The 13,300-nt window shown below is 68.9% G+C and carries 12 protein-coding genes; 5 read left to right on the top strand and 7 right to left on the bottom strand.

Features of this window, described 5'->3' with window-relative positions:
- Positions 1-128 precede the first annotated feature (128 nt).
- Positions 129-722 (bottom strand): hypothetical protein, encoded by a 594-nt coding sequence (locus tag OG729_RS21365; protein ID WP_360878057.1) that lies wholly within the window; start codon positions 720-722, stop codon positions 129-131.
- Between the two features lie 44 nt (positions 723-766).
- A complete protein-coding gene (locus tag OG729_RS21360) occupies positions 767-1,174 on the bottom strand; it encodes a helix-turn-helix transcriptional regulator (RefSeq protein ID WP_360878060.1) in 408 nt (135 codons plus the stop codon).
- 147 nt (positions 1,175-1,321) lie between these two features.
- Between OG729_RS21360 and OG729_RS21355 the strand changes: the two genes are divergently transcribed.
- Positions 1,322-1,678 (top strand): VOC family protein, encoded by a 357-nt coding sequence (locus OG729_RS21355; RefSeq protein WP_360878063.1) that lies wholly within the window; start codon positions 1,322-1,324, stop codon positions 1,676-1,678.
- Between the two features lie 249 nt (positions 1,679-1,927).
- Positions 1,928-4,315: an ATP-binding cassette domain-containing protein gene (locus OG729_RS21350; RefSeq protein ID WP_405807681.1), complete on the top strand. Its 2,388-nt coding sequence runs from the start codon at positions 1,928-1,930 to the stop codon at positions 4,313-4,315.
- 189 nt (positions 4,316-4,504) lie between these two features.
- On the opposite strand, the gene OG729_RS21345 is transcribed toward OG729_RS21350, so the two are convergent.
- The gene (locus OG729_RS21345; protein WP_405807680.1) at positions 4,505-6,862 is read right to left on the bottom strand and encodes a putative bifunctional diguanylate cyclase/phosphodiesterase; all 2,358 of its coding nucleotides are present in this window, start codon (positions 6,860-6,862) and stop codon (positions 4,505-4,507) included.
- Between the two features lie 480 nt (positions 6,863-7,342).
- On the bottom strand, positions 7,343-8,200 hold the full coding sequence (locus OG729_RS21340; RefSeq protein WP_405807679.1) for an SDR family NAD(P)-dependent oxidoreductase: 858 nt from the start codon (positions 8,198-8,200) through the stop codon (positions 7,343-7,345).
- A gap of 88 nt (positions 8,201-8,288) precedes the next feature.
- Between OG729_RS21340 and OG729_RS21335 the strand changes: the two genes are divergently transcribed.
- Positions 8,289-9,296: a helix-turn-helix transcriptional regulator gene (locus OG729_RS21335; RefSeq protein ID WP_405807678.1), complete on the top strand. Its 1,008-nt coding sequence runs from the start codon at positions 8,289-8,291 to the stop codon at positions 9,294-9,296.
- Between the two features lie 52 nt (positions 9,297-9,348).
- Entirely contained in the window at positions 9,349-9,855 is a 507-nt protein-coding gene (locus tag OG729_RS21330; RefSeq protein WP_360878080.1) for a DinB family protein, read from the top strand.
- Positions 9,856-9,989: 134 nt separating this feature from the next.
- On the opposite strand, the gene OG729_RS21325 is transcribed toward OG729_RS21330, so the two are convergent.
- The 3 genes from OG729_RS21325 to OG729_RS21315 form a co-directional block, all read right to left on the bottom strand.
- Entirely contained in the window at positions 9,990-11,090 is a 1,101-nt protein-coding gene (locus OG729_RS21325; protein ID WP_405807677.1) for a phosphotransferase, read from the bottom strand.
- 157 nt (positions 11,091-11,247) lie between these two features.
- The gene (locus OG729_RS21320) at positions 11,248-11,946 is read right to left on the bottom strand and encodes an HAD-IA family hydrolase (RefSeq protein ID WP_360878087.1); all 699 of its coding nucleotides are present in this window, start codon (positions 11,944-11,946) and stop codon (positions 11,248-11,250) included.
- A gap of 5 nt (positions 11,947-11,951) precedes the next feature.
- On the bottom strand, positions 11,952-12,839 hold the full coding sequence (locus OG729_RS21315; RefSeq protein ID WP_405807676.1) for a GntR family transcriptional regulator: 888 nt from the start codon (positions 12,837-12,839) through the stop codon (positions 11,952-11,954).
- A 277-nt stretch (positions 12,840-13,116) separates the two neighbouring features.
- On the opposite strand from OG729_RS21315, the gene OG729_RS21310 reads away from it, so the two are divergent.
- A complete protein-coding gene (locus tag OG729_RS21310) occupies positions 13,117-13,284 on the top strand; it encodes a hypothetical protein (protein WP_360878093.1) in 168 nt (55 codons plus the stop codon).
- Positions 13,285-13,300: the final 16 nt, after the last annotated feature.

Genomic DNA, 13,300 nt, shown 5'->3' with positions numbered 1-13,300 from the left:
GCTGAGCACCGCCTAGTGAGTGGTTTGTAGCGCCTCGCGGCCAAGGTACCGGCCGACATGGCACCGGGTGAACGCGCCGGGCACCCCAAAAGGTGCCCGGCCCGTCCGCGGCGTGCTGGCGTGCCTGTCTACTTGGCCGGCGGGGTGGTCTTCTTCGCCGCGGGCTTGCGCGCGGGGGCCTTGCGGGTGGCCGGGACCGGCTTCTTCGCCTCGGCCTTGGCCTCCGTCTTCGGCTCCGTCTTCGGCTCCGCCTTCTCCGCGGTAGTCGGCTCGGGCTCGACGGCAACGGCGATCTCGGCGATCTCCTCGGCCGCCTCGCCACGCCACGCCTTGACGGTCTGCTCGCCGTGCTCGGCGACCTTCTCGTACGCCTCACGGGCCTTGACGGCGTACTCGGCAGCCACGCCGACGCCGCGCAGCGCCAGATCCTGAGCGGTCTCGCCCAGCTTCTTGAGGTCCGTGTCGAGGTTCTCGATCACATCGGTGACCTTGGCCTGGACGGCGGCCTGAGCCTCCTTGGCCTGGATGGTCACCTTCTCCTGAACGGACTTCGGGTCGGTGTTGCGCACGGCCTCGATACGGCTCGGAGCCTCGGCCTTGAGCTGCTCGATCAGCGCGGGGACCTTCTTCGCCTGCTGAACGGCGAGGTCCGCGGTGCCGGCCGCGAAGTAGAGGGGGGTCGGGTCGGTGAGGGTCTTGCGCAGGTCATCGGTGATGGCCATGACTGTGGTCCTCCCGGATCGCGGGTCAGAGGTGGAACTGAGGGTCAGATTGCGGGTTTTTCCGCATCACTGCTGTCGGCCGTGCGGGGGCCGTCATCGTGGGTGTCCACGCCGTTTTCCTTGCGGAAGGACTCGTAGATCTGCAGCAGCACTTGCTTCTGCCGCTCGTTGATCGACGGGTCGGCGAGTATGACGGCGCGCGTCTCCAGCTCGTCCCGCTCCCGCTCGTCGAGAATCCCGGCCCGTACGTACAGCGTCTCCGCGGAGATCCGCAGGGCCTTGGCGACCTGCTGCAGAACCTCCGCGCTCGGCTTGCGAAGGCCGCGCTCGATCTGGCTCAGATACGGATTGGACACCCCGGCGGCGTCGGCGAGCTGCCGCAGCGAGAGCTGCGCGGTGCGCCGCTGCTCGCGGAGGTACTCGCCGAGATTGCCGACGTTGAGTGATGCCATGTACCGATGGTGCCCTGCCGACGCTAACTATTGCAAGCACCCGCTTGCAATAGTGTTCCACGCAACAGGTGTGCCGCTGAGGCGCCTCACCGCCCGTTCGTCTTTCAGCCAGAAAATCCGAGCAGACCCACGACTTCAGGAGTGACCATGACCGGCTCTTCCACCCAGGGAATCAAGACCGTGCTGCATCCCGTTTCCGACCTGGCGACGGCCAAGAAGGTGTACGCCGCCCTGCTCGGCGTACCGCCGCAGACCGACGAGTCCTACTACGTCGGCTTCGAGGCCGCGGGCCAGCACATCGGGCTGGTGCCGGCCGGTGGACAGCAGGGCATGACCTCACCGGTGGCCTACTGGCACGTGCCGGACCTCGAGGCGAAGCTGGCCGAGGTGACCGCCGCGGGTGCCACCGTGAAGGAGCCCGCGCACGACGTCGGTGGCGGCCGCCTGGTGGCCACCGTCACCGACCCCGATGGCAACGTCCTCGGGCTGCTTCAGGACCGATGAGTGGGTTCCGCAATTCCCCGCGCCGCATCCAGGCCTGGCGCGAGGTGAACGAGATCCCGACCGCGAGCTGATGCGCGACGGCCGCTGGTTGGTCTGACGCCTCGGCGGGCACGCCGCGTGGCCGCGGCCCAAGAGGCTGAACGGGCCGAAGCGAAGGAGAACCAGACGTACGCTCGAAGCTGATCAGTTCGAGCCAGGCGACGCCGGCGGAGACCGTGAAGGCGGCCGCGCCCAACAGATGGAGACACGATGAGCATGGCCACGAGGACGGACACGCAGTCGCCTGGGCTGCACGCTGCCGACAGCCACGATCTGATCCGCGTGCACGGCGCGCGCGAGAACAACCTCAAGGACGTCAGCATCGAGATCCCGAAGCGCCGGCTGACGGTGTTCACCGGCATCTCCGGCTCGGGCAAGAGCTCGCTGGTGTTCAACACGATCGCCGCGGAGTCGCAGCGGCTGATCAACGAGACCTACCCCACCTTCGTGCAGGGCTTCATGCCGACACTGGCGCGGCCCGAGGTCGACGTCCTCGACGGGCTGACGACCGCGATCATCGTCGACCAGCAGCGGATGGGTGCCGACCCCCGCTCCACGGTCGGCACCGCCACCGACGCCAACGCGATGCTGCGCATCCTCTTCAGCCGGCTCGGGAAGCCGCACATCGGCCCGCCCAGCGCGTACGCCTTCAACGTCCCCTCGGTCCGGGCGAGCGGTGCGATCACCGTCGAGCGCGGTGCCAAGAAGGCGGTGAAGGCGACCTTCACCCGCACCGGCGGCATGTGTACGCGCTGCGACGGCCGGGGCACGGTCTCCGACATCGACCTCACCCAGCTCTACGACGACTCCAAGTCGCTCAACGAGGGTGCGCTCACGATCCCCGGCTACAGCATGGACGGCTGGTACGGACGCATCTTCGGCGGCTGCGGCTTCTTCGACCCGGACAAGCCGATCAGCAAGTACACCAAGAGGGAGCTGAACGACCTCCTGCACAAGGAGCCGACCAAGATCAAGGTCGACGGCATCAACCTGACGTACGAGGGCCTGATCCCGAAGATCCAGAAGTCGATGCTGTCCAAGGACATCGACGCGCTGCAGCCGCACGTCCGCGCGTTCGTGGAGCGGGCGATGACGTTCACCGTCTGCCCCGAGTGCGACGGCACGCGGCTCAGCGAGGCTGCCCGGTCGTCGAAGATCAAGGGGATCAGCATCGCCGACGCCTGCGCGATGCAGATCAGCGACCTGGCCGAATGGGTCCGCGGCCTCGACGAGCCGTCGGTGGCGCCGCTGCTCGCCGCGCTGCGGCAGACCCTCGACTCGTTCGCGGAAATCGGCCTCGGCTACCTCTCGCTCGACCGGCCGTCGGGCACCCTGTCGGGCGGCGAGGCGCAGCGCGTCAAGATGATCCGCCACCTCGGCTCCTCGCTCACCGACGTCACCTACGTCTTCGACGAGCCCACCATCGGCATGCACCCCCATGACATCCAGCGGATGAACGCCCTGCTGCTGCGGCTGCGGGACAAGGGCAACACGGTCCTCGTCGTGGAGCACAAGCCGGAGACGATCGCGATCGCCGACCACGTCGTCGACCTCGGCCCGGGCGCCGGTACGGCGGGCGGCACCGTCTGCTTCGAGGGCACCGTCGAGGGGCTGCGGGCCGGCGGCACCATCACCGGCCGGCATTTCGACGACCGGGCCACCCTCAAGGAGACGGTGCGCAAGCCCACCGGCACCCTGGAGATCCGGGGCGCGACGACGCACAATCTGCAGGGCGTGGACGTCGACATCCCGCTCGGGGTGCTTGCCGTCGTCACCGGCGTCGCCGGCTCCGGCAAGAGCTCGCTCGTGCACGGATCGATCCCCTCCGGCGAGGGTGTGGTGTCGGTCGACCAGGGCGCGATCCGCGGCTCGCGACGGAGCAACCCGGCGACGTACACCGGACTGCTCGACCCGATCCGCAAGGCGTTCGCCAAGACCAACGGCGTGAAGCCGGCCCTGTTCAGCGCCAACTCCGAGGGCGCCTGCCCCACCTGCAACGGCATCGGCGTCATCTACACCGACCTGGCGATGATGGCCGGCGTCGCCACCACCTGCGAGGAGTGCGAGGGGAAGCGGTTCCAGGCATCGGTGCTGGAGTACCACCTCGGCGGCCGCGACATCAGCGAAGTGCTCGCGATGTCGGTGACCGAGGCCGAGGAGTTCTTCGGCACCGGCGAGGCGCACACGCCGACCGCGCACAAGATCCTCGACCGGCTCGCCGACGTCGGGCTCGGCTACCTCAGCCTCGGCCAGCCGCTCACCACGCTGTCCGGCGGCGAGCGGCAGCGGCTCAAGCTGGCCACGCACATGGCCGAGAAGAGCGGCGTCTACGTCCTCGACGAGCCGACCGCCGGCCTCCACCTCGCCGACGTCGAGCAGCTGCTCGGCCTGCTCGACCGGCTCGTCGACTCCGGCAAGTCGGTCATCGTCGTCGAGCACCACCAGGCGGTCATGGCGCACGCCGACTGGATCATCGACCTCGGCCCCGGCGCCGGCCACGACGGCGGCCGGATCGTCTTCGAGGGCACACCCGCCGACCTCGTCGCCGCCCGCTCCACCCTCACCGGCGAGCACCTCGCGGCCTACGTCGGCACCTGACCGAGGCCCCTTGCGGACACCGTGGGACGAGTTCTCTCATCTGTTTCGACTCGTCCCACTCGCGGACCGATAAGTGATGTTGTCCCAGCGGCTGGTCGGCCACATCCTCCGTCGCGTCCGACAGGTACGAGGTGGCGAGCGCCGCAGCCGGGCTCCTCCGGCGCCGCCACGCCTACCCGGTGGGGTGGCCTACCCGGTGGGGTGACGCAGTTCCGGTACGGGGTGGGCGGCGAGGTGCTGCTCCAGTGCCTGTGCGGTCATGGGCTCCGCGTAGTAGAAGCCCTGGCCGTGGGGGCAGCCGAGGGTGCGGAGACGGTCGGCCTGCCCCGAGGTTTCGATGCCTTCGGCGACGGTGTCCACGCCGAGGGCGTGGCTGAGGTACAGGATGGCCTGGATGATGCCGTTGTCCTTCGCTGCGGCGGTGTTCACAAAGCTCTGGTCGATCTTGACGATGTCGACGGGCAGGTTGCGCAGGTAGGAGAGCGACGAGTAGCCGGTGCCGAAGTCGTCGATGGAGATGCGGACGCCGAGACTGCGCAGGGAGGAGATGTGGGCGGCGGTGGTTTCCGCGTCGGCGATGAGCACGTTCTCGGTGATCTCCAGGACCAGTGAGGAGGCGGGGAATCCGGTCTCGAGCAGGATCCGGGTGACGGTCTCGGGGAAGTCGGGGTCCTTGAGCTGGCGGCCGGAGACGTTGACGGCGATGGTCAGCGCCTGTCGGTCCGGAGTCTGGTCGTGCCAACGCCGTCCTTGGAGGCAGGCCTCGCGCAGTATCCAGGCGCCGATGGGGAGGATGAGGTCGGTCTCCTCGGCAATGGAGATGAACTGCTCGGGCTGGATGGGGTCGCGGCCGCGCGGATTCCAGCGGAGCAGAGCCTCCACTCCGGTGGTCTGGCCGGTGTCCATCTCGACCACGGGCTGGTAGGAGACGGAGAGTTCGTTCCGGGTGAGCGCGTAGCGCAGGTCCTGGGCGATGCGCGACTGGTCCTGCTGGGCGGTGCTCATGCTCGGTTCGAACATGACCGCACGGTTGCGGCCCTGGTCCTTGGCGACGTAGAGGGCGAGATCCGCGTCGCGCAGCGCCTCGGCGGGTGGCATCAGCTCCCTTATCGCCACGATGCCGATGCTGGCCGCCACGTACACGGAGCGCTCGCCCGAGAGCGCGAAGGGGTTTGTGAACCGGCCGAGAAGCCGCTGGGCGTAGTCGCGGACGCCGTCGGACGGCAGGTCCTCCACGAGTACGGCGAACTCGTCCCCGCCGAGCCGGGCGACGGTGTCCTGCTGACGCACCCCGCCCAGCAGCCGGTGGGCGACCGCGATCAGCACTTCGTCACCGACCGGGTGGCCCAGGCTGTCGTTGATGTCCTTGAAATGGTCGAGGTCGATCAGAATCAGGCCCGTGGTGCCGACGGCCGAGGGGCGGCTGAGGACGTGTTCCAGCCGTTCGGCCAGCAGTGCCCGGTTGGCCAGGCCCGTCAGCGGGTCGTGGAAGGCCTGATGGCTGAGCTGTTTCTGCAGCGACGTCTGGTCGCGCAGGGACCTCTCCAGGGCTTGGGCACGCGTGCGTGCCTGGCCGGCCTGGCTCTGGGCGTACCGGGCGAGGAGGGTGACCCGCAGGACCAGCAGCAGGGTCAGGCATCCGACGATGGCGGAGATGATCCCGACGTGCACGGGCTGGTCGCGGACATCACCGGCGTCGACGATCAGCAGAACCGGCCCCATGAGGGCGAGCAGGAGGAGAAGCACCAGACGGGGGCCGGACAGGGCCGCCTGGCCCCCCTCCACCAACTGTGGCGATTGGTCCAGGGACGGGTGCAGGGCGGCTGCACCCAGGAAGAGGTAGGAGGCCATCCAGACGGCGTAGGACACCTCTGGTGCGATCGGGGCGCCGGTCGTGGCCAGGGTGGAGTAATAGAGGCCGTCGGCGCCGAGCGTGGCGCACAACCAGGCGGTCAGCAGCAGGAAGGACGGGGTGCGCGTGCCGGTGGTGAGCACCAGCCGGGCGGCCATGCACAGCAGCACCAGGTCGGCGATCGGATAGGCCAAGGAGACCGCCAGCGGCAGCACGGACAGTTGGCTGAACAGGTAGGGGGCAATGATGAAGACCCAGGCCAGCGTGGTGGCCCCGAGGGTGATGATGCCCGCGTCCAGCAGGCCCGCCCAGCCCCGACCACGGCTCTGCACCGTTGTCAGGGCGATCAGGCCCGCGGTGAAAAAGGGGTAGGCCCCCAGGTAGAGCGCGTCGGCCGGGGAGGGGAAGGGCACCGCTGTGCCCTCGAACTGGTAGATGCCGAAGAGCGTGTCCGCTGCGGTGTACAGGGCCATCCCCGCGGCGAACAGGTACCAAGGAGCGGCCGGCTGCGGCCGCTTCCTGAGTACCGCCACCAGGATTGCGACGGTGGCCGAGGCAGACACCATCGGGGAGATCAGGTGGCGGACGTCGGCGGAGATGAGGAGATAGACGACGATCACCACCGCACCGGCTGCGAGATACAGCCACCATGCGGCTTGACGACCGGCCCTTACCTGACCGTGAACCTCGTCCATGAGCCTCCTATGCGGCGGCGCACGTGCGGCACCAGGGCGCCACGCTTGGCCTGGGGCAGACACAGAGGGGTGAGCGGTTCGATCCAGGGCCTCAAATGGTCACTTCCAGCGAAGACCTGACGACGGAAGATCGCAAATCGACTCGGGTGCCGCAACCGGTGCCGTGATGCTGCCTCTTGCCGCCGGTCACTGCGGGTGCGGGGTGCGTGGTGGGGTCGTAAAGTGGACCTTGGAGTAGCCGGGCTCAGCGCGCTGGTTGGCCTGCTCGACCCCACCCCGCGCTCACCGCCCCGATGGATCGACGACCGGAGCGATCAAGGTCATCACGGACGTCACACTCCGCAAGGAACTCGAAGCCGAGCAGCTTCACCGCCGGAGCGCCCGGGTGCGGCCGAGGTGGCGGATGCGGCGGATGCGGCGACGAGCGCCTCGCGGGTGACGAGGCGGTGGCCCGGCCGGGCCACCGGGGTCACTCCCTGCTTACCCGAAAGCAGCGGTATTGCCTGCCGCCCACTCGGCGAAGGTCCTGGGTGCACGGCCCAGGATCCGCTCCACATCCGGGCTCACCCGCTGCTCCGCGGCCGACGGTTCGCCCAGGATGGCGAGAGTGCCGTCCACGACAGCCTCCGGCATGAACTGGACCATCTGCGACCTGGCCTCTTCGCGGCTCTGCTCGACGAACCGTACGGATGTCCCCAACGCGTCCCCGATCGCCCGGACTTGCTGCCTCGGGGAGATCGGCGCGGGCCCGGTGAGCTCGTACGTACGGCCCGCGTGGCTGCCGTCGCGCAGGACGGCGGCCGCGACCTCCGCGATGTCCGCCGGGTCGACGGTCGGCAGGCCGATGTCGGCGAACGGCGCAGCGACCGAACCGTACGAGCGGATCGGCTCCGCCCACCACAGGGCATTGGAGTCGAAGCCGCCCGGCCGCAGGACCGTCCAGTCCGGACCGGACTGCCGGACGGTGTCCTCGAACGCCCGGAGGTGAGCATGGGCAGGGGAGTCGGGTCGCGTCCCGGCGCCCTGGGAGGACAGCAGCACGATCCGCCCGACCCCGCCGGCTTTCGCGACGTCGACGATGTGGTGCGGGTTCAAGGTCTCGCCGCCGCCGGCGATGAGGAGGAAGAGCGCGTCGGCTCCGTCGAGCACGGGGGTGAGGCTCGCGGGATCGGCCAGGTCGGCCTGCCGGTGGTGAACGCGGGCCGGCGTCCGTTCATCCGCAGGCGCCTGTACGTCCGCAGGGCGTCGGGAAACCGCCGTCACCTGCTCGCCCGCCGCGGCAAGGGCCTGCACGAGCGGCCGTCCGACGTTTCCGGTGGCTCCAGTTACTACGATCATGGTCAGCTCCCGTTCCGAGATGTCTGACCCCATGCTGGAGCCTTAACTGGCCATCTCCTGGCCAGTTTCCGGGAGAGAATAATCCGCCATGAGAGCCGATCGTCTGGTGGCGACCCTGCTGTTCCTGCAGTCCCGCGGACGCGTGACCGTGAGCGAGGTGGCCGCCGAGCTCGAAGTGTCGGAGCGCACGGCGCGACGCGACCTGGAGGCGCTGGCCACTGCCGGCATCCCCGTCTACTCGCAGCGCGGCCGCGGCGGCGGCTGGTCGTTGGTCGGCGGGGCCAGGACCGATCTCACCGGGCTGACCGCCGGCGAGATCCGGGCACTGTTCCTCGTCGCGGGCCCCTCGTCGGCCGGCCCCGAGTTGCGAACGGCACTGCGCAAGCTGGTGAAGGCCCTGCCGGCGACGTTCCGGTCGGAGGCCGAGGCCGCATCGCGCGCCCGCGTCACCGACGGCACGGACTGGTCACGCTCCCCCGTCACGGCCGCCACGCCCCACCTCGAAGCACTCCAGCGTGCCGTGGTCGACGGCACGCAGATCCGGCTCGGGTACGAACGGCCCGGCAGGCCCGCGGGCGAGCGGACGGTCCATCCGCTCGGCCTCGCGTCCAAGGCAGGCGTCGGCTATCTCGTCGCCGGCACCGCCCACGGCCTGCGGACTTTCCGCCTCAGCCGCGTCACCTCCGTCGAGGCGACCGGCGAACCCGTCGTACGGCCCGAGGACTTCGACCTCGCCACCACCTGGCGTTCGCTCGCCGCGCGAATGGAGGACCGTCTGCTTGCCGCGACCGTACGGGCCCGGGCCGAGCGAAGCGCCGAGCCGCTCCTTCAGGGCCTGTTCGGCGGGCGGCTGCGGATCGGCCGGCCGCTCGCCTCCGACTGGCTGGAGGTGGAGATCGACGGCCCGTCCCCGCAGATCGTGGCGGCGCAGCTGGCGGGTCTCGGAGGGCGTGTCGAGATCCTGGACCCACCGGAGGCGAGGGCACGGCTGGCGGAACTGGCCGCCGAACTGGCCGCTCTCTATGGGCCCGACCGGGCCCCCGCCGATCAAGAACCGGAGTATCAATGGGACCGTGGGACCGGTCCGGACGGCTGAACCGACCCATCGGCCAACCGCCCAACAGCCCAACCGCCGGAAGGAATCCGCAGTGACCGTCGACCGAATAGGCCCGCCCCTGACCGGAGGCGAGCGCGAGACGCTGCGCGCCTTCCTCGACTTCCACCGCGCCACGCTCGCCATGAAGGCCGAAGGCCTGTCCGACGAGGAGCTGCGCCGGCAGTCCATGCCGCCGTCGACGCTCTCCCTGCTCGGCCTGGTGCGGCACATGGCAGAGGTGGAACGCAGCTGGTTCCGGCGGGTGATCAACAGGGAGGACATCCCGCTCGTCTGGTCGGACGAGGGCGACTATCAAGTCGCGTACGACGCAAGCGAGTCCACGCGCGCGGAGGCCTTCGAAGCCTGGCAGACCGAGGTCGAGCACGCGCGCCGCATCGAGGAGCAGGCGGAGTCCCTCGATGTGACCGGTCACCAGGCCAGATGGGGCGAGGACGTCTCGCTCAGGCTGGTGATGCTGCACATGATCCACGAGTACGCCCGGCACAACGGCCACGCAGACTTCCTCCGCGAGGCGATCGACGGGACCGTGGGGGCATGACGCGACACCGAAATCCCACGTCCCGTCCCTAGCAGGCCAGTTCCGGCGGCAGCGGGCCGCTGTGCAGCACATCCAGCCGCGACACCGCCCGCGTCAGCACCACATACAGCCGATGCGGGTGTCGCTGGTGCCGGTCAGGGTGCGGGTGGCATTGGGCACACGGCGTGCTGCCAGGCGGCACACGCCAGAGCTATCCGCCCGGCGCTCGGTACCCGCCGCAACCCCAGCGGCCGCCGCGCGGCCCGCAGCACCGCCTCGATCCCCGTCGCGGTCCGCTCCAGACCGGCCCGGTCGGGGTGGCGCGCGAAGGCCAGTGCCAGCCGGATCACATCGATGTAGACCGACTGCAGCCGTTCGAAGTCCAGATAGATCCGCAGCGCGCTGCGGTGTCCGGCGAGGGCAGCCGGACGGCTGTGGGCGACCGCCGTACACCAGGCCCGCAGCGCTGCCCGCTGCTCGGCGCGCTTCGCGTACCGCATCCGGGACAGATGCGAGGCGATCTCGTAGACGGGATCGCCGAAGAGGGCGAGTTCCCAGTCGATCAGGGAGAGCCGGCCGTCCGCGCCGACGATGAGGTTGCCCCGGTGGACGTCGGTGTGAAGGAGTACGAACGGCCGCTCCCCCAGCCACTGCGCGCGCTCGACCAGCCGTCCGAAGGCGTCGTACGGCACCCTCAGCTCCGCGAACAGCGTCTGGAAGTCCTTCCCGTGCCGCCCCTTCACCTCGCTCTCGGTGAAGTCGACCAGCGTACGGAGGAAGCCGGCGCAGTCGCCGTCGAGCGGCCAGTCCTCCGGACACGGCGGCAGCAGCCGGGACGGGACGGCTGTCGTCTGCCGGAAGAGCTCTCCCAGCGAGTGGATATACGGCAGTCCCACCGGCCCCACATGCCCCACAAGGTCCGACAGCGAGTCGCCCTCGGCGAAGGAGTGCACGGTGAAGCCGGGCCGGTCGGCGAGGACCCGGGGGCTCTTGTCCACCCGCCCCGCGATGGCTCCGAGCAGTTCGCTCTCGGGCCAGATCCGCAGATTGAACTGAACGGCATCGGTGATCGGGGCCCGTACCTTCACGGGCGTGCCGGCGGGCAGGGCGGCCGACGCCGCGAGCGCGTCCGGCAGCTCCACGCAGTAGTTGCGGTGGTAGTAGCCGGTGAGGGGTGCCCCCTCACCGGCCGCTCGGTACAGCGACTCCCAGCTGTCGATGTCCCGGCCGGAGGCGCTGCGGGCTACATCGGGCATGCGGCTCCTGCGCTCTAGAGGCCGAAGACACCACTGACGGGCCGTCCCGGACCGCCGATCACGTTCCTACCCAAGCGTAGTGACAGCATCAAACCCCCTTGCAGAAAAGGAAGTTGATGCTGCCCGCCTCGCCCGGCCGGGACCCTGTCTGTCATCCCTACCCGACGGCGGCCGCCTGCATAACGCCCAGATCCTCAGCAAAGCAGGTGGCTCCTGCCTCCTGGAGCCGAAGACGTTTCTCCCGGCGCGGGTGGTAGCCGATGAACGGAACGCCGGCCGCAGCTGCCGCCTCGGCGTCTGCGGGCGAGTCGCCGATCATCACGCTGTTGCCGGCAGCCGTGCCTGTGCTGTCGAGGAGTTGCTGCAGGCTGTGTGGATTGGGCTTCATCAGGGGAAGATCGTCGGGCCGGCCGGCGATCCGGTCGTTGAAGTACTCCTCGAGCCGATGGAGGTGGAGGTAGGCACGAATCGCCGCCTCACAGTTGTTCGAGGCGATGGCGAGCAGCTTTCCCTCGGCGCGCAGCTCCATCATGAGCGGTTCGGCTTCGGCGGTGGGCACAGCCTTCTGCGCGGCCTCGGCCTCGGCCTCCTCAAGGTATTTGCGCATGGCCCTGACCAGACCCAGTGGGTCGGGGGCGTCGTGCACGCGTCGCATCACTTCAAGGGGATCGGTACCGCTCACGCCCTTGATCCTGGCGCTCAGGAGGGCGTCGGGGCGGGCGATGTCGCGCAGTGCGGCGGCGATGTGCCAAGCCGCGCGATGCGCGAAGAGATCACATACGGGACCGTCGAAGTCCCACAGGACGAGAGAGGCGCGGGAGAGCAGATCCCGCAACTGGGTAGGGGAGGTGAGCAACACGGTCAGTCGCCGAAGTCCGTATCTTGGGCCAACAGGTCCCAGTAGGAGTCGAAGAACGTTTGCGCTGTCTCCACCTTCAGTGCCTGGTCGGGCTTGGAGTACGGAAAGAGCGTGGCGCCGAGTCCGAGCGAGTTGAGGGTTGTGCCCTCCTGCTCCTCTCCCTCGACCGGATCGGGATCCGTGCCCTCCAGGGTGTAGTAGCCCTCGAGCAGCAGATCCTTGTTCAGGAGATACATCTTGCTGGTCGGTGTGAGGCGCACGGTCCTGATCTGGACCGACACCTCAGGAACGAGCCGCTGCCGCTTGAGGGTACGCAATTCACTGCGCAGCGACCTGGAACACTGGATCAGGGTGTCGCGGTGCCGCTGGCGCGGCCGTTCGTCGTCGGGGTCGTGCAAGGACACGGGGAAGGCGAGCTTGATACCGGGGTCGGGCAGCATCAGGCGCAGCGAGATGCTCCGCGGCCGGATCCTGCCGTCGTGGATGCGGGTGATCTGTGCCCCCAGTTGCCGGTTCATCGTCTCCGAGGTGAGGGAGAAGACGTCCATGGTGATGTCATCGGCGTCGAAGGCTGCTTGAAGATGGGGCTGGAGCGTCTCCAGGGCGGGTCGCGCAGTGGCCGGTTCGGCCGGCCGGGCACCAGGGACGGTCGCGCCGGGCAGCACCCACATTCCGCTGCCCTGGCGGGACTCGATCAGGCCCTCTTCCTTGAGCAGGTCCAGGGCCTTCGCCACCGTCGCACGGGACACCCCGAAGATGTCCACCAACTCACGTTGCCGGGGCAGCAGCTTGCCTGCTCTGTACTGACCGCCGCCAATGCCTTCCCTCAGCCGGGCAGCGACGTACTCGTACTTCCTGCCGTCTTCGCCTGCCGCCTCGCGAGTTGCCACCGCCCCACCGTACAACTCCCCTACGCCCCAGCGTAATTGGCCTGCAACTCAAGATATGTTCGAGCTACTTCCGATCCACCGGACATTTTCCGGTCAAGTGGCCAATCCAATAGTCATACAAGTTTGCCAGCGCCCTGCGGACGGGAAGACAACAGACAGGTCAACCAGACTAATTTGTCTGCGACTTGACTGCTTGACCGACTCTCACGGGGCGCCTGCGGGTACAACGGCGTGCGGGCACAGGCGCTCCCCGCGATTCTGAAGGAGGGGGACCTTCATGCCCTTGATCACCCTTGTCGCCGAGCAGTACGTGCAATGGCGGTTCGGCTTCGTGGCCGCGCTGGGATTCACCCTGCTGATCATCGGCGTAAAGGCCGAGAACCCCACCTGCGCAGGTGTCGGCGGCCTCCTGGTGACCGCGCCTGCCGTGGCCGCCGGAACGTGACCTGCGGAACCCACCG

It is taken from the genome of Streptomyces sp. NBC_00210 (genome assembly GCF_045160975.1).
Lineage (GTDB): Bacteria > Actinomycetota > Actinomycetes > Streptomycetales > Streptomycetaceae > Streptomyces.
Note: the sequence above shows the minus strand (reverse complement) of the source record. Positions and strands in the feature narration are given on the sequence as shown.